The organism is Acinetobacter sp. YH12205, assembly GCF_013418125.1.
Classification (GTDB): domain Bacteria; phylum Pseudomonadota; class Gammaproteobacteria; order Pseudomonadales; family Moraxellaceae; genus Acinetobacter; species Acinetobacter towneri.
Map to the genome: position 1 here is coordinate 224,723 of NZ_VPCQ01000002.1, position 15,951 is coordinate 240,673.

General features: G+C 41.4%; 14 protein-coding genes. 7 read left to right on the forward strand and 7 right to left on the reverse strand.

The annotated features are described in order from the left end of the window. Entirely contained in the window at nucleotides 1–1,041 is a 1,041-nt protein-coding gene (murB, locus tag FTU92_RS03455; RefSeq protein WP_180095635.1) for a UDP-N-acetylmuramate dehydrogenase, read from the reverse strand. A gap of 3 nt (nucleotides 1,042–1,044) precedes the next feature. Beyond that, nucleotides 1,045–1,554, reverse strand: coding sequence for a low molecular weight protein-tyrosine-phosphatase (locus FTU92_RS03460; protein WP_004973278.1), 510 nt, complete (start codon nucleotides 1,552–1,554; stop codon nucleotides 1,045–1,047). 119 nt (nucleotides 1,555–1,673) lie between these two features. Here FTU92_RS03460 and FTU92_RS03465 point away from each other — a divergent pair, with 119 nt between their 5' ends. Then, nucleotides 1,674–2,834 (forward strand): iron-containing alcohol dehydrogenase, encoded by a 1,161-nt coding sequence (locus tag FTU92_RS03465; protein ID WP_180095637.1) that lies wholly within the window; start codon nucleotides 1,674–1,676, stop codon nucleotides 2,832–2,834. A gap of 101 nt (nucleotides 2,835–2,935) precedes the next feature. After that, the gene (locus FTU92_RS03470) at nucleotides 2,936–3,385 is read left to right on the forward strand and encodes a thioesterase family protein (RefSeq protein ID WP_004973275.1); all 450 of its coding nucleotides are present in this window, start codon (nucleotides 2,936–2,938) and stop codon (nucleotides 3,383–3,385) included. Between the two features lie 60 nt (nucleotides 3,386–3,445). Here the strand turns inward: FTU92_RS03470 and dnaX are convergent, their stop codons facing one another. The 4 genes from dnaX to FTU92_RS03490 form a co-directional block, all read right to left on the reverse strand. Next, entirely contained in the window at nucleotides 3,446–5,701 is a 2,256-nt protein-coding gene (dnaX, locus tag FTU92_RS03475; protein ID WP_004973273.1) for a DNA polymerase III subunit gamma/tau, read from the reverse strand. Between the two features lie 65 nt (nucleotides 5,702–5,766). Continuing rightward, nucleotides 5,767–7,053 carry a serine hydrolase gene (locus tag FTU92_RS03480; protein ID WP_178318673.1) on the reverse strand — a complete coding sequence of 429 codons (1,287 nt, stop codon included), beginning with the start codon at nucleotides 7,051–7,053 and terminating at the stop codon, nucleotides 5,767–5,769. Between the two features lie 89 nt (nucleotides 7,054–7,142). After that, entirely contained in the window at nucleotides 7,143–7,997 is an 855-nt protein-coding gene (locus FTU92_RS03485) for a MaoC/PaaZ C-terminal domain-containing protein (protein ID WP_131260931.1), read from the reverse strand. A gap of 142 nt (nucleotides 7,998–8,139) precedes the next feature. Further along, the gene (locus tag FTU92_RS03490) at nucleotides 8,140–9,531 is read right to left on the reverse strand and encodes a 3-oxoacyl-ACP reductase (protein WP_154320698.1); all 1,392 of its coding nucleotides are present in this window, start codon (nucleotides 9,529–9,531) and stop codon (nucleotides 8,140–8,142) included. A 238-nt stretch (nucleotides 9,532–9,769) separates the two neighbouring features. Here FTU92_RS03490 and FTU92_RS03495 point away from each other — a divergent pair, with 238 nt between their 5' ends. Next, nucleotides 9,770–11,281 carry an acetyl-CoA C-acetyltransferase gene (locus FTU92_RS03495; protein ID WP_179997366.1) on the forward strand — a complete coding sequence of 504 codons (1,512 nt, stop codon included), beginning with the start codon at nucleotides 9,770–9,772 and terminating at the stop codon, nucleotides 11,279–11,281. A gap of 109 nt (nucleotides 11,282–11,390) precedes the next feature. Here the strand turns inward: FTU92_RS03495 and aceI are convergent, their stop codons facing one another. Continuing rightward, on the reverse strand, nucleotides 11,391–11,822 hold the full coding sequence (gene aceI, locus FTU92_RS03500) for a chlorhexidine efflux PACE transporter AceI (RefSeq protein WP_004973261.1): 432 nt from the start codon (nucleotides 11,820–11,822) through the stop codon (nucleotides 11,391–11,393). A gap of 107 nt (nucleotides 11,823–11,929) precedes the next feature. Between aceI and FTU92_RS03505 the strand changes: the two genes are divergently transcribed. From FTU92_RS03505 to FTU92_RS03520, 4 genes are all read left to right on the forward strand, one after another. After that, complete coding sequence (locus FTU92_RS03505) at nucleotides 11,930–12,820, forward strand: LysR family transcriptional regulator (protein WP_004973259.1); 891 nt, start codon at nucleotides 11,930–11,932, stop codon at nucleotides 12,818–12,820. 89 nt (nucleotides 12,821–12,909) lie between these two features. Next, the gene (tal, locus tag FTU92_RS03510; RefSeq protein ID WP_180095639.1) at nucleotides 12,910–13,896 is read left to right on the forward strand and encodes a transaldolase; all 987 of its coding nucleotides are present in this window, start codon (nucleotides 12,910–12,912) and stop codon (nucleotides 13,894–13,896) included. 96 nt (nucleotides 13,897–13,992) lie between these two features. Next, complete coding sequence (leuE, locus tag FTU92_RS03515) at nucleotides 13,993–14,655, forward strand: leucine efflux protein LeuE (protein WP_004973255.1); 663 nt, start codon at nucleotides 13,993–13,995, stop codon at nucleotides 14,653–14,655. An 83-nt stretch (nucleotides 14,656–14,738) separates the two neighbouring features. Continuing rightward, nucleotides 14,739–15,914 (forward strand): benzoate/H(+) symporter BenE family transporter, encoded by a 1,176-nt coding sequence (locus FTU92_RS03520; RefSeq protein ID WP_180095641.1) that lies wholly within the window; start codon nucleotides 14,739–14,741, stop codon nucleotides 15,912–15,914. Nucleotides 15,915–15,951: the final 37 nt, after the last annotated feature.

Here is a 15,951-nt window from a genome sequence, read left to right on the forward strand (position 1 = left end):
TTAACCTACCGGTTGATGTGCACGAATCAAACCTGTTTCATCAAATAACACAGGTTCAGGTTCTAGTGAAATACCAAAACGACTCAAAACATCTTGCTGCACAGCACGATAGGTGTGTTGCACATCTGCCAAAGTGGCATCGGCATAATTGACTAAAACCAACGCTTGTTTATGAAACATACCCACCACACCCAGTTGTTTTCCCTTCCAGCCAGCTTGATCAATCAACCAGCCTGCTGCAATTTTAACTTGCGCATTCGGCTGTGGGTAATGGGGTAAATTTGGAAATTGTGCTGCAATTTGGTCAAATTGCTGAGTCGAAATCACAGGATTTTTAAAGAAACTACCTACATTTGGATATTCTGCAGGATTAGGCAGCTTACTTTGGCGAATTTGAATGACTTGTTGCTGCAGATTTTCAGCAGTTTGCTCATCGCCTACAGCAGCTTTTAAGTCGCCATAATTTAATTTTAACGCAGCCTGTTTTAACAGTTTAAAAGTCACATGGGTAATGATGTAACGGTTGGGATGATCTTTAAAAATACTGTGTCGATAGGCAAACTGACAATCTGCAGCAACAATTGAGCTGAATTGTTGGCATTCACGATCATAGACCTGCACAGATTCAATAAACTCACCGACTTCAACGCCATAAGCACCAATATTTTGCACAGGTGAAGCGCCGACCAAACCTGGAATTAAAGCCAGATTTTGCAGACCATATAATTTTTGTTCCGTGCTCCATAACACAAAATCATGCCAGACTTGTCCTGCACCAACTTTTAGGGTAATACTTGCATCATCTTCAGCGCATTTTTCGATGCCCTGAATATCCATGTGCATGACCAAGGCATGAATATGTTCAGGCAATAACATATTGCTACCACCCGACAAAATCAGCACATTTAACTGTTCTGTCTGAGCAAATGCCAAAGCATCCTGCACATCTTGGATATTTTCAACTTTGACATAATGCGATGCAGTTGCATCTAAATTTAACGTATTGAACGGTTTGAGTTGCATGTTGTGTTGAATGTGCATGACTTAAACCTTCAATTCAAATTGTTGTTGTAAAACTTTCACCCATGCGCGACTACTCGACTCGCATTGATCGAGCACCCGCTCAAAACCATCGGCTTCGCCATAATATGGATCGGGTAATTCTTGCTGCGTATAATGCGGATCGTGTTCGCTCATTAAGGCTATTTCAGCGCGCAAACTGCCCAGTTCAGCTTCAGCACGGCGCATTAAAGATTGAATATTGCTTAAGTTTTCAAAATCCATCGCCAAAATCAAATCAAACTCGACAAAGTCTTGTATACGTAACTGACGCGCGCGCAATGTAGATAAGTCATAACCACGTTTGAACGCATGTTTTTGGCTGCGTAAATCTGGGGCTTTGCCTGGATGATAATTACTGGTTCCAGCAGAATCTACCAACACATTGAGTTGTTGTTCATCACAAAAATGTCGAAGTACAATTTCTGCCGTTGGAGAGCGGCAAATATTTCCCAAACAAACACATAACACCTTATATGGCGTTTTGGATGACATAAACAACCTCAAAGCTACTTTATTTTTAAGAGTCTTATGTTAAGTTATTTATGATATGAATCCTATATCGTGACCCTACAATAATGTTGAATTAAGTATAAAAATTAGGAATAAAGACGATGCAGCATTTTCAATTTCAAACAGTTGGCAACATTATTTCTGGATTGGGTTCAATTTCTGAACTAAAAACGGTTTTAACCGAAAAGAGTTATAAGCGTTTGTTATTGGTCACCGATGCTGGCATTTTACAACAACAATTACATCAACCTATTTTAGAAATTTTAAAGCAACTGCAACTGGACTATGCCATTTACTCGAATGTGCAAGCCGACCCCGCAGAACAGATTGTGTTAGAAGCAGTTGATTTTGCCAAACAGCAAAATATTGATGTTGTATTAGGTTTTGGTGGGGGTAGTGCGATGGATGTCGCCAAAATTATTGCCGTGCTGAGTCATCCTGCACAAACTCAACAACTGTCAGACTTGTACGGTGTCGGCAATGCGAAAGCACCACGTTTACCGCTCATTCTAGTTTCCACTACAGCAGGCACAGGTTCAGAAGTCACACCTATTTCCATTGTCACCACAGGTGCAACCAGTAAAACAGGCATTGTTTCTCCTATTTTATATGCCGATGTTGCCATTTTAGATGCCAATTTTACCCGTCATCTACCTGCACAGATTACCGCAGCCACAGGTATAGATGCGATGGTACATGCCATTGAAGCCTATACTTCTAAAATCAAAAAAAATGCGTATTCAGATTTTCTGGCAAAACATGCGCTGCGTTTACTTGATCAAAACTTAAAATTAGTGCTTGAAGATGGCAGCAATATGCAAGCACGGCAAAACATGCTGTTTGGTTCAATGCTGGCAGGACAAGCCTTTGCCAATGCTCCTGTGGCTGCGGTACATGCGCTTGCCTATCCTTTAGGCGGACATTTCCATATTTCACATGGGCATAGCAATGCATTGGTACTAACCGAAGTTTTAAAATTTAATGCGCCTGCAGCCAAACAGTATTATGCAGAACTGATGTGTTGGTTAGACCCACGCAGTAAAGGCTGCACAGATGGATTATGTGATTTGTTTATTGATCATTTACAAAATCATTTAGATCAAAGTGGCTTGGTGTTAAAACTCAGTGCCCTAGGCATAGCAGAAAACATGCTGCCACAACTGGCAGAAGATGCGATGCTGCAAAGCCGTTTATTGCAAAACAACCCGAGAGCAATGCAAATGCAGGATGCGTTACAGATTTACCAAGCCATTTATGCCTAACATTTACGCTTAACGTTCTGTATTTAACTTTCTACATTTATTTGGGATGATTTCCACCCATTAAAGCATGACACCACGTCGATAAAAATATAGGTAAACTTGTGAAACCTGACACCAAAACCCGTGAGCAATACGCTTTTTTCTTTCCCATCCAAACTCGCTGGGCAGACAACGATATGTATGGACATGTCAATAATGTCACTTATTACAGCTATTTTGACAGCGCAGCCAATGCCCTACTGATGCAAAAAGCAGGCTTTGAACCCAAACGATCACCCTGTATTGGTTTAGTGGTCAATTCCACCTGTCATTTTTTGCAGGAATTGTCCTATCCTGAAATGATTGAAGTAGGTGTTGCTATTCAAAAAATTGGAAACTCATCCTTAATTTATGATTTGGCAATTTTTAAAAACAATCAAAATCTTGCCGCTGCACAAGGACAAGTGGTGCATGTATTTGTAGATCGAATTACACGCCAAAACTGCCCGATTCCTGACTCCATCCGCGAAGCATTACAGCCATATAAAAGCACAGATTCAGCTTGCGCTTAGCAAAAAATAAGGCTGGTTTGACCCAGCCTTAAAATTCTGCAAACAAAAGCTAACAACAGGTTATTTCAACTGAATGTTATGTAATTCGCCATCAAAGTTTTGCAAAATATCTTTCACAATCGGTTCTTGATGCAATAAATTTTCAGCCCGTTGATAAGCGCGTTGTTTGCGCTGTTGCTGCAAAATGTACGGTGTCGTGTCATCCACATTTTCATATTGCACTTTAAACAGAGTTTTACTCCACTGTTCTTTTAAAGCACTTTCTAAAGCATGTTGCAGTTGAGTCAATAACTGCTGATATTGCTCAGGAATATGAAAAACCGATTCAGCATTAATCTGCCCCGTCATTACGCCATGCTGCGCCAATTCTTGCACGGCAGGTGACAACTCGCTGTGTCTAAACCAATATTCCCACTTGTCTAAAGTCCACTCACCTTCTAAAACTTGCGGCTGTAAACGCAGAATATCCTGCGGCATTAATTGATCATCGGCATTAGATGCTATGGTTTGCTGCGGTTGTGCTGTCGCACTGGCAACATTCGGTTCGACTTCAGTCGCTGCTAAATCAAATAAAGCGGTTTCTGCATTACTTACATTTTGTGTAATTGACGGTGAAGCATTATTCGATTGTAGTGTAGATGAAACTAGCGATGTTTCGGCTGATGCAGCAAGATCACCTAACGGTGCAACGGCATCAAAACTTTCCAGTAAAAAATCATCATGACTTTGCACATCAGATGTAGTGCTTACCGATGAGGCATCTTCATCTAAACCAAACAATTGTGCATCTGCATTTGGATCAAACACGATAGATTCAGATTGCTTATCCTCAGCCTGTATTGCAGTTTCTTCATTCACTGCAGGTTCTGACATAGATTCTGGTGAAATCGCAGCTGTTGAGTGTAGCGCTTGCGGAGTCGGTTGTTGCGCTTGAATCGACTGTTGATCTTGATGTGTTAAAGCTTCAGGCTCATCCTCATCTAAAAAATCATCTGAAGAAGGTTCTGCAACACTGGTTTGTGTCGTGGTGTGATCTGAATAATCGTCATCCTCATAGTCAAATCCATCAAGATCAGGTGTTGCAACCGCATCTAATTCAGTTACATGCTGTTCCGCTTGTGCTGTATTTTGAGTTGCCACAGCTTGTGGAGTTTGCTCCATTTGAGCAACTGGCTGGGAAGCCGCTGTTTGTGCAGTATTTTGTGGCGCAGCAACCAACACTTCATTGGCTTGCAAAGGTCGAAATGCCAGTAAACGCAGTACACACATTTCAAAGCCTTGTTCTTGGGTTACGGCAATTTGTAAATCGGCGCGTCCTTTACAAGCAATTTGATAATACAACTGTAAATCTTGTGCAGAGATCAGACCCGCAAGCTGCTGAATTTTTTGATTAATTTCAGCACTGTATTTTAGGTTTAAATCTGGCAGATATTGCATGATTGCCAATTCATGCAGTGTCGAAATTAACTGATCCAACACCAAAGACACATCTAAAGCTTGCTGTCTAAATTGTAATAACAACTGACTCACACGCTGCTGTTGGTTTTGATGAATCGCTAAAATCAAATCATAGATAATGGTGCGATCAATCAAGCCCAGCATGTCTTTGACATCTTGATGATGAATTTCACCCTGACCATAAGCAATGGCTTGGTCTGTCAAAGACATCGCATCACGCAAAGAACCTTGCGCAGATTCAGCAATCTGCCAAATTGCATCTTGCTCTGCAACAATCTGTTCTTTGGCTAAAATATCCGTTAAATGACTGGTAATTTCATCGACCTGCAATGGACGCAAAGTAAATTGCAAACAGCGCGAAATCACAGTAATAGGGAGTTTTTGTGGGTCTGTGGTCGCAAACAGAAACTTCACATGCTCAGGCGGTTCTTCCAAAGTTTTTAGCAAAGCATTGAACGAATGCGTAGACAGCATGTGCACTTCGTCAATCAGATAAACCTTAAAACGTCCCTGAGTCGGTGCATAAGGTACGTTATCGAGCAACTCACGTGTGTCTTCAACCTTAGTACGTGACGCCGCATCAATTTCGATTAAATCAATAAAACGACCTTCATTGACCGCAGTACAGGTCGGACACACTTCACATGGGGTAGATGTCACGCCTGTTTCACAGTTCAGGCATTTGGCCAAAATACGCGCAATGGTAGTTTTACCTACACCACGTGTTCCCGTAAAAAGATAAGCATGGTGCAAACGCCCACGTTCCAAAGCACTGGTCAATGCCCGTGATACATGGTTTTGTCCCACCAATTCATTAAAATTACGAGGACGATATTTACGCGCAAGTACCTGATACATGAATGCTCCTTTTTACAGGTCTAAGCATACTGTTTTTTTGGCAAAGAGTGAACGTACAATCACGCCTAAAACCAGCCTTTACGCCCTTGCAATTGCCGATCTGCACAGCGAATGGCTTCCTGACTCAGTCCCCAAAGTCGATAATCACCAATTAAAGAACCTGCAGCAAAATTATGGGTATAGGCAAAACTGAGTTGACGGTCAGGATCACACCACGCGCCTGAACCATTAAAACCCATGTGTCCAAAACCGTGAGAGCGCTTACCCAAACTTAATACACGGTGATAGCCTAATCGCCAATGCATCGGGATAGGCATGACCCGATCACGCTGTACATATTGTACTTGGCTCAATTGCTGAAAAACTTCAGGCTGAATCAATTGCTGACCTTGCCATGATCCACCCTGCGCCAACATGGCATAAATACGTGCCAAACTTTGTGCAGTAAATACACCATTGGCAGCAGGAATCACGGCTTGTAAGCCTGTATCACTAAAAAAACTAAAATTTTTCATGCCTTTGGGAATCATGCCATCCTGAAAGTCTTGCGGATTTTGCCCACTCCATGCAATGACTTTATCGAATATTGATACAGGACGTTTGCTCGATTTAGCTTGGTTTTTAACTTTAGCTGTCTGTTTATTTGTAGATGATGCATCTGTTTGCGCTGATGTCACAGCAGTTTTAAATGGTCGTGCGACACGGGAAAGCTCAGACGCAGGCACACCAAAATACGCCCCATCCAAAGCCAAAGATTCAACCAAGTATTGCTGCATCAATTCAGCCAATGTTTGACCTGTAGCTTTTTCTAAAATCCCACCGACCAGCCAGCCAAAAGTTAAAGGTTGATACGCTGCCTCACTTGCTACATCAAAACGTGGCTTGGCTTGAGCCAACACATCCAGCATGTGCGACCAATCTGCCATTTCAGTCGCATCGGCAATGATATTACGGATGTCATATAAACCACTTTGATGACTCAGCACATGCCTTAAGGTCATCAATGCTTTGCCATTTTGGGCGAATTCAGGCCAGTATATATAAATGGGAGTATCGTAATCGACCAGTCCTTGACTGACCAAAATATGTGCCAGTGTCGCTAATACACCTTTGCCTGTGGAATAACATACCGATAACGTATCGGCTTGCCAGTCTTCATCTGGCGACTTTTTACCTGTGTAAATATCGACGACTTTCTGACCTTGAAAGTACACCGCTAAAGCAGCTCCGCCCTGTTGGCTACGTGCATTTTGCAAACGGCTAAATTGCATCGCTAAATCATGAAACTCAGGTGCAACCCATCCACGATAATTTTCAGTTTCAGCAAAAATATAATCCTTTAAATGTTGCATCGTCCTGTCTATCTCGTTTTTATTATTAATAAAAAGCTAGCGCAAATAAAAAGCCTAAATCCAAAGGATTTAGGCTTTCGATCACTGAATTAAAGCGCGGTGACAACACCTGTCACGTGCGGTTTTTGGTTTTTACTGTTTCGAATTAAAAAGTCTGTATTTTTAGCGTCCGTTGCAGTTAAAAACTCAACTTTAGATGGCAAATACATAGGTAACTTAAACCACACATCGACTTCATAAGCATCTGGCAAAGTTAAACTAGATAAGGCTTTGGCTTTGCTCCACATGCCGTGCGCAATCGCTTGTTTAAAGCCAAATGCTTTTGCAGTAATCGCGTGGATATGAATTAAGTTAAAATCGCCAGACGTTAAAGCATAACGGCGACCTGTATTTTCAGAAATATCCCATTCAGCTTGAACGGCATAGTTTAGCGCTTTGCTTTCTGCAGGCTTTGCAGCAGCTTTAGTGGTGGTTTTTTGACGTGCTAAATACGTGGTCAAACCTTCCATCACCACCTCATTGCCTACTTTAACGGTGGTAATAAAATCAAACTGTACGCCTTTATCATGTGGTTGCAATTCACCAAATTTACACGACAAGGTCAGTTGTTCATTCAATCCAACTTTACGGCTTTGTTTGACTTGGTTGCGAATATGCACCAAGCCCAAAATTGCAAATGGAAATGCTTCTTGGGTCATCATGTGCATTTGCAGACTTTGTGACAATACAGCCAAATAAATTGCAGGAATATAGCCGTTATTTTTAAAACCTGTCACTGCATTATAGGCTTTTAAGTGCTTTTGATCGACCTTGAATGAATCCACCACATATTCAACTTGCGGCAGAACTTTTTCACCTTTTGGCTTTTTAAAAATTAAGCCCTGAATCACTTTTGGATAGGCTAAATAGGGTTTTGGAAGTTGACTAAAATGGCGAGTATTCATACTGAACCTTTGAGAAGTTTTTCTAATTTATTTAATGGAGTTCTTTCTCCCGCTGGGAGAAAGCTAGAGAGAAGGGTTAATAATCTATCCCCTTATCTCCCTCTCCTAAATCCTCTCCCCAAGGGAGAGAACTTTGAAGGTGTTAAGCCCCTAACAAGCTTTGACCACAAACACGTACCACGTTACCATTAATACCTGTCGATGCCGATGAAGCAAAGTAAGCAATGGTTTCTGCAACGTCTACAGGTAAACCACCCTGACTCATAGAGTTCATACGACGACCTGCTTCACGAATGGCAAAAGGAATTGCAGCAGTCATTTGCGTTTCAATAAAGCCAGGTGCAACGGCATTAATCGTGATCCCGTTGTTTAAAACAGGTGCGGTAAATTTCACGACACCAATCACGCCAGCTTTAGATGCTGCATAGTTGGTTTGACCCAAGTTGCCTGCAATACCTGAAATTGAAGATACGCAAACGATACGACCATTGGCATTTAAACCATCATTTGCCAATAAGTAATCGTTCACACGCTCAATTGCAGACAAGTTGATGTTAATGACTAAATCCCAAAGCTCTGGTTTCATATTTGCCAAAGTTTTGTCACGGGTAATCCCCGCATTATGCACAATAATATCCAAACCACCTTGCGCAGCGGCAGCTGTTTTAATTTGCTCACCTGCATCTGCAGCAGTAATGTCAATTGCTAGCGTTGAACCACCAATTTCAGCAGCAACACGGTCTAAATCTGCTTGTTGTTGTGGAACGTCTAGGCAAATAACGTGTGCACCATCACGTGCCAACACATGCGCAATCGCTTCACCAATACCACGGCTTGCACCTGTCACTACAGCAGTTTTACCTGCCAATGGTTTTGCCCAATCTACCTCTACAGTTGCAGCATTCGAGACACGGATCACCTGACCTGACACATAAGCTGAACGTGGTGAAATGGCAAAACGTAACGTAGATTCTAAGTTTGCTGCAGCACCTTGATCGACATAAATTAAGTTAGCCGCAATGCCTTTTTTAAATTCTTTGCCTACCGATTTTACAAAACCTTCCAAAGCGCGTTGTGCAATGGCTTTTTTTACACTGCCTGCAGTTTCTGGTGTAGTACCAATCACCACCACGCGACCAGAAGCCTGAATTTGACGTGCGATTGGGTTAAAGAAATCATAAAGCGCTTTTAATTGTTCTGAGTTTTCAATACCTGAAGCATCAAACACCACCACTTTAAATTTAGATTCTTTATCGCCCGAATTGAACGCACCTAAATTTAAACCTACTTTTGCCGCAGCTTGTTGCAATTCTGCATTGTTGCCTGCATAACTATTGGCATGTACATTGGCTAAAACCTGTGCAATTTCAGCAGATAAATCACTTGCAGGGGCTGCACCTAAAAGTACTGCACCTTTTACCACTGGTGTTGCAGACTCGAAACGATCTAAAAAAGTTGGGGATGGTAAACCCAAATTTTTAATGACAAATTTACCAATAGGAGATTTTGCAAATGTTTGGTATTGATCAGTCATGATTATTATCTCTCATAAATTCATTTTTGATGGATTACACGATATCTTTTAACATCAATATGATGCCAAATGCCCACATTTCAATAGCGTTACCCGTTTGTGCTAAATCATACTTGAGTTAATTATCAGATGTCTTGACCTGAATGCATTCTGCAATGTCATTGTAGTCAATTCAGCTGTCATACTATTGTGCTAATGTACGCATCAAGTAGACCCTTAACATGCTTGGAAAAGCCTTATGAGCAAAACAACTCAAGAAAATCCAGCAGTGGAAAATTCTGCAACGGATTCTGTGTCAAATACATCAACTGCTAAACGTACAAGCAAAAGTAGCAACACTGCAACCCGTTCCAACACGAGTACGACAAAAACTACACGTACCCGCACGACTAGCCGTGCTAAAACAACTGCTTCAACGCAAACAAAAGCACCATCTAATACCAATACCTCTGTTCAACAGGATAAAATTATGAGCCAAAACACTGTTCGCCGCGTTGCTATTATCGGTGGTAACCGTATTCCATTCGCACGTTCTAATGGCGCTTACTTTACTGCATCTAATACAGATATGTTTACAGCAGCATTAAATGGCTTGGTTGAACGCTTCAATTTACAAGGTCAGCGTTTAGGTGAAGTGGTTGCTGGCGCAGTACTCAAACACAGCCGTGACTTCAATATGACCCGTGAGTGCGTACTGAATACTGCCCTTGCACCTGAAACACCTGCTTACGATTTACAACAGGCGTGCGGTACTGGTTTGCAAGCTGCATTTTTAGTCGCCAATAAAATTGCTTTGGGTCAAATTGATGTAGGTATCGCAGGTGGTGTAGATACTACTTCTGACGCACCAATTGCCTTTGGTGATGGTTTACGTAAAGCTTTGCTTGAACTCAACATTGCAAAAACAGGTAAAGACCGCTTAAAAGCATTAACTAAAATCAACGTTAAAGACCTGATGGATGCGCCACGTAATGGCGAACCACGTACTGGTTTATCTATGGGCGACCACCAAGCAATTACAGCGCTTGAATGGGGCATTTCTCGTGAAGCGCAAGATGAACTCGCAGCATCTTCACATCAAAAAATGGCTGCTGCTTATGATGAAGGTTTCTTTGACGATCTCATCACACCATTCTTAGGTTTAGAGCGTGACAATAACTTACGTGCAGATTCAACTGTAGAAAAACTAGCGAAGTTAAAACCTGCTTTTGGTAAAGGTGATGCGCGTACCATGACTGCGGGTAACTCTACCCCACTTACCGATGGTGCATCATGTGTATTGCTTGCATCTGAAGAATGGGCAAAAGCCAACGGTCATGAAGTCTTAGCTTATTTGACTTTCCAAGAAACTGCAGCAGTTGATTTTGTAGGTAAAAAAGAAGGCTTATTGATGGCGCCTGCTTATGCAGTACCACGTATGCTTGAGCGTGCGGGCTTAACTTTACAAGACTTCGATTATTACGAAATTCACGAAGCGTTTGCATCTCAAGTATTGTCTACCTTAAAAGCATGGGAAGATCCAAACTTCTGTAAAGAACGTTTAGGTTTAGAAGCACCTCTAGGTTCAATTGATCGCAGCAAACTGAACGTTAAAGGTTCATCTTTAGCGGCAGGTCACCCATTTGCAGCAACAGGTGGTCGTATTATTGCAACTGCAGCCAAACTTCTGAATCAAAAAGGTTCTGGTCGTGTATTGGTGTCAATTTGTGCTGCAGGCGGTCAAGGTGTAACAGCCATTATTGAAAAATAATTCTGCCTAGTTCCAATTTAGATAGCAATAAAAGCCACTTGATTCGCTCAGGTGGCTTTTTTATAGCGCTTAATTTATAGCAGCTCACTTTTAATTAGCCACTAGCGTTTTATCTGACTGAATGTTGCGGAGCATAACCCAATTTCGCTTCGATATGGTCATAACAATATTGAAAAATAAAGGTATAGAGCAAAATGCTGAGCGTCATCAGCAAATCAATCAAAATTGCCTGCAGCAGGGATATTTCTAAGGCATACGCCACCATGGGAATAGTGGCGAGCATTAAGCCACCTTCAAAACCGATTGCATGTAAAACGCGGATTTTAAAAGTTCTGCGTAATTGGTGTTGCGCTTCAAACTTTTCAAAATAATGATTAAACAGCATATTCCACAGCACCGAAGTCACCGCCATTGCAATGCCTAGACCACCTGTCACTTGCATTGGCATTTCAAACACATAACTTAATGCCAAAGCAATGATGACCAATAAAATCACTTCATAACTCAGGGCATGTACCCATCTTCTTTTGGAAATCAACATCTGCTTACTCAAATACTTATCCTTCCCCGCTTATTTTATTTTCATTTAATTGACCAATCGAGTTAGAATCCATCAATAATATTGAAAAGTAAAACGAATGCTCAGCCATGAATATCAATCAAGATCAGCTAATTATTTTTATCACCGTCATGGAAACGGGTTCTTTTTCTGCAGCTGCACGCCAATTGGGCAAGGTGCCTTCGGCAATTAGTATGTCCATTGCTAATTTAGAAATTGATTTAGACCTAAAACTGTTTGAACGGATTGGGCGTGAACCTTTGCCTACCCCACAAGCGCAGAGTCTTTACGAAAAAAGCAAACAACTGCTCATAGAAATGAAGCAATGGAAACAACATGCTTTTGCGCTCAGTTCTGGGCTGGAAGCACACTTAAATATTGTGGTGGTGTCTGAATTACTACACACTCGCTGGACAGATTATATTGTGTTACTAGAACAGCAATTTCCTGAATTGCAGATCAATATTTTCTCTGCGCCACAAGAAGATGCACTGCATTTACTCATGACTCAAGCAGCGGACTTGGCCTTTATGTTTGAACGCGAACAATTACAAAGCAGTGAACAATTTGTGGAATTAAAACGTGAAATTTTAGTGCCTGTCGCTGCCCGACATTCACCGCTGGCTGAATCTGATCAAGTCAGTTTTGAACAGATTTTACAAAATCGGCAAATTGTAGTGGCGAGCCGTGATCGGCAGATTAAACCCGAGTTGTTATTTTCTAAGCACTATTGGCGTACCGATAATCATCATTCTGCCTGCAGTATGATTAAGCAGGGTTTAGGCTGGGGTGTCTTGCCCTTGGAAATGCTGAATGAACATCCTGAACTACAACACGAATTAAAAATTTTACAGCTGCTAGATTTCACCCCAAAATTTGAATATTTTGTCGATTTGGTCTGGAGCCGAGAACATCAATTGGGCGCTGCTGCTCATTTTTTGATTAATCACGTCCGAAATCTGAGAAAAACTGGTAAATAATCCACAAACCCTCTTACTTGGTACTTGGGTTAAAAGCTGTTTGTGATATAACTGAATGTATAAGCAATAACCTAAGAACTAGATCTCGAATGACACAGACAGCCTTAAATCAACTAAAAAACTTAACCACCATTGTTGCAGATAGTAGTGACTTGGCTGCGATTGAAAAGTTTCGTCCTTTGGATGCGACCACCAACCCATCACTCATTACGGCGGCTGCAAATCAACCTGAAAATAAAGCGTTGATTGAAGCTGCATTTGAGCAAGCCAAAGCTGAAGGTTATACAAATGATCTATTGGTTGAGCGCAGCATTGATATTTTAACGGTCAAATTTGGTGTAGAAATTTTAAAGCTGATTGAAGGTCGTGTTTCGACTGAGGTGGATGCTTCTTTGTCTTATGACACTGATGCGACCATTGCCAAAGCCAAAGAACTTTTAGCACTGTACCAAGCTTATGGTGTTCATTCAGACCGCATTTTGATTAAGATTGCATCGACATGGGAAGGCATTCAAGCGGCGAAAGTGTTGGAAGCCGAAGGCATTCACACCAATTTAACCTTATTGTTTGGTTTACATCAGGCACATGCTTGTGCAGATGCCAAAGTGACGTTGATTTCACCATTTGTGGGTCGTATTTTAGATTGGTATAAAAAAGCTGAAAATGTCATGTACTACCCTATTGAAAAAGATCCGGGTGTACTTTCGGTGAAGAAAATTTATCAATTCTATAAACAGCATCAAGTACAAACTGAAATTATGGGCGCGAGTTTCCGTAGTATTGATCAGGTTTTGGCTTTAGCTGGTTGTGATTTATTGACCGTTGCACCAAATTTATTGGCAGAACTTGAAGCTGATGAACGAGAAGTCGCTGCAGCGTTATCGACCAATGGCTTTCAAGTTCAAGCTGAACCACTGGCAGCAATTGAAAAGGAACAATTCAAAGCGCAACTTGAGGCAGATTTGATGGCGTTCCAATTGTTACAAGGCGGCATTGATGGCTTTATTAAAGCGCGTGAGCAACTTGCCACCCTATTACGCCAGTCTTTCGGCTTAGATGCAGAGATTAAAGCTTAAGCTTTAACCTATCCCAGTAAAATTCCAAAATTTTTACTAAGCCACAAAACCGATGTTGTTATACTGCAACATCGGTTTTTATTTAGGTGAGTTTGCGTGTTTGGTATTAGTGACCTCAGCACTTTTATAATTGGCACAACCTTAATTGTGCTCTTGCCTGGCCCAAACTCACTCTATGTCATGTCAGTGGCTTCACGCTTTGGGATACGCACAGGCTATGCAGCTGCTTTCGGTGTATTTACGGGTGATCTGATTTTAATTGTGTGCACCATTTTAGGGGCAGCCTCATTACTGCATGCTTTTCCATGGCTATTCACCTTATTAAAAGTAGTTGGTGCGCTCTACTTAGGCTATTTAGGTATTAAACTACTGATTGCAGCCTATAAAACATGGTTTCCACAAACCAGAACTTCGCACGCCAATCTTTCTACAACAGCAACGAGCAATACAACTGAACGGGTTCATCCCTACCGAACTGCTTTAATGATTAGCGTTATTAACCCAAAAGCAATTTTGTTTTATTTGTCTTTTTTTGTGCAATTCGTCAATCCTGATTACACCTACCCGATGCTGAGCTTTGCTGTTTTAGCCATCGTCCTACAAATCATTAGCATGGGTTATTTATCTATCTTGATTTTTTCGGGAGTCAAATTAGCCAGTTATTTCAATCAACGTTATAAAATTGCAGCCATTTGCGTTGCAAGCATTGGTATTTTGTTCTGCGGTTTTGGCTTTAGACTGGCAAGCTCAACGCTATGAAAAAAATATAAAAAACACTTTTGACTATTTGTTCAAATGTGTATGATCTGTCCATCAATTATAGAAAATATGTCTAAGAAAGCATGCAAAAACTTTTAAATGACTTCTCTGTGCCTGCAGTATTTGCAGGTTTTATTACCTTCTTGGTCGGTATTAGTGTTTCCGCGGTTTTAGTCATTCAGGCAGCACAAATTTTAGGCGCAAGTGCTGAGCAAATCAGCTCTTGGTTTTGGGCGTTGGGTTTAGGTATTGGTCTAAGCGGGCTGATTTTATCTTGGAAATTTAAATATCCTGTGGCGACCTCATGGTCTACCGCAGGCTTGGCACTGATTATCGCCACGGGCAGAGGTTATAGCTTACACGAAGCAATTGGCGCGTTTTTATTTTGTGGTGTACTCACAGCAGTGCTTGGCTTTTTGGGTATTTTTGAAAAGGTACTGACTTATATTCCACAAAGCTTAACCAGCGCCATGTTGGCAGGTGTGCTGCTTAAATTTGGGATTGCCCTATTTACCAGTCTGCAAGAAGCATGGGCATTTATTTTGTCTTTATTGGCAGCCTATGTATTGGCAAAACGATTTAGCCCGCGTTATAGCATTGTTTTAACTGTATTGATTGGGGTCGCACTATGCCCAATCTTCTTGCAATTTCAAATGCCGAGTGTGCAATCGAGTATTGCACAACCAGTTTGGATGCAACCTGAATTAAGTTGGTCTGCTATTTTAGGTTTAGCCCTGCCTTTGTTTGTCATTAATATGGCATCGCAATATTTACCCGGTCTTGCCATGATCAAAAGCTATGGTTTTAACCCAAATGTACGTCACTTAATTGGTTGGACAGGCACAGCACAAGCGATTTTCGCGCCATTTGGATGTTTTAGTGTCAATATCGCATCCATCAGTGCTGCGATTAGCTTAGATGATCAATCGCATCCCGATGCCAGTAAGCGCTATATTGCGGGAATTAGCTGCGGTTTGTTTTATATCTTGATGGGGATCTTTGCTGCAACGCTCACCAGTTTGTTGATGTCATTCCCAGCTGTTTTTATTACTGCTTTGGCAGGAATTGCACTGCTTGGCACTATTGGACACAACATCGCCCTCGCCTTTCAGCACGTTGCAGAGCGTGAAGCCGCTTTATTGACCTTTTTATTTAGTGCTTCTGGGGTGCAGTTTTTTGGTATTGGTTCTGCATTTTGGGGACTGATTTTTGGTTGTGTGGTTTTGGCAGTTTTAAAGTTTAAACAAAGCAAAAGCTAAATAACTTAAGCAGTTAAAAAACACTTTTTCTGAAGCA

Excerpts from the sequence above, each read along its gene's own strand:
- FTU92_RS03495 (WP_179997366.1), top strand. The coding sequence starts at position 9,770 with ATGAGCAAAACAACTCAAGAAAATCCAGCAGTGGAAAATTCTGCAACG.
- dnaX (WP_004973273.1), bottom strand. The coding sequence starts at position 5,701 with ATGTATCAGGTACTTGCGCGTAAATATCGTCCTCGTAATTTTAATGAA.
- FTU92_RS03460 (WP_004973278.1), bottom strand. The coding sequence starts at position 1,554 with ATGTCATCCAAAACGCCATATAAGGTGTTATGTGTTTGTTTGGGAAAT.
- FTU92_RS03505 (WP_004973259.1), top strand. The coding sequence starts at position 11,930 with ATGAATATCAATCAAGATCAGCTAATTATTTTTATCACCGTCATGGAA.
- FTU92_RS03490 (WP_154320698.1), bottom strand. The coding sequence starts at position 9,531 with ATGACTGATCAATACCAAACATTTGCAAAATCTCCTATTGGTAAATTT.
- FTU92_RS03480 (WP_178318673.1), bottom strand. The coding sequence starts at position 7,053 with ATGCAACATTTAAAGGATTATATTTTTGCTGAAACTGAAAATTATCGT.
- murB (WP_180095635.1), bottom strand. The coding sequence starts at position 1,041 with ATGCACATTCAACACAACATGCAACTCAAACCGTTCAATACGTTAAAT.
- FTU92_RS03520 (WP_180095641.1), top strand. The coding sequence starts at position 14,739 with ATGCAAAAACTTTTAAATGACTTCTCTGTGCCTGCAGTATTTGCAGGT.
- FTU92_RS03465 (WP_180095637.1), top strand. The coding sequence starts at position 1,674 with ATGCAGCATTTTCAATTTCAAACAGTTGGCAACATTATTTCTGGATTG.
- aceI (WP_004973261.1), bottom strand. The coding sequence starts at position 11,822 with ATGTTGATTTCCAAAAGAAGATGGGTACATGCCCTGAGTTATGAAGTG.
- tal (WP_180095639.1), top strand. The coding sequence starts at position 12,910 with ATGACACAGACAGCCTTAAATCAACTAAAAAACTTAACCACCATTGTT.
- FTU92_RS03485 (WP_131260931.1), bottom strand. The coding sequence starts at position 7,997 with ATGAATACTCGCCATTTTAGTCAACTTCCAAAACCCTATTTAGCCTAT.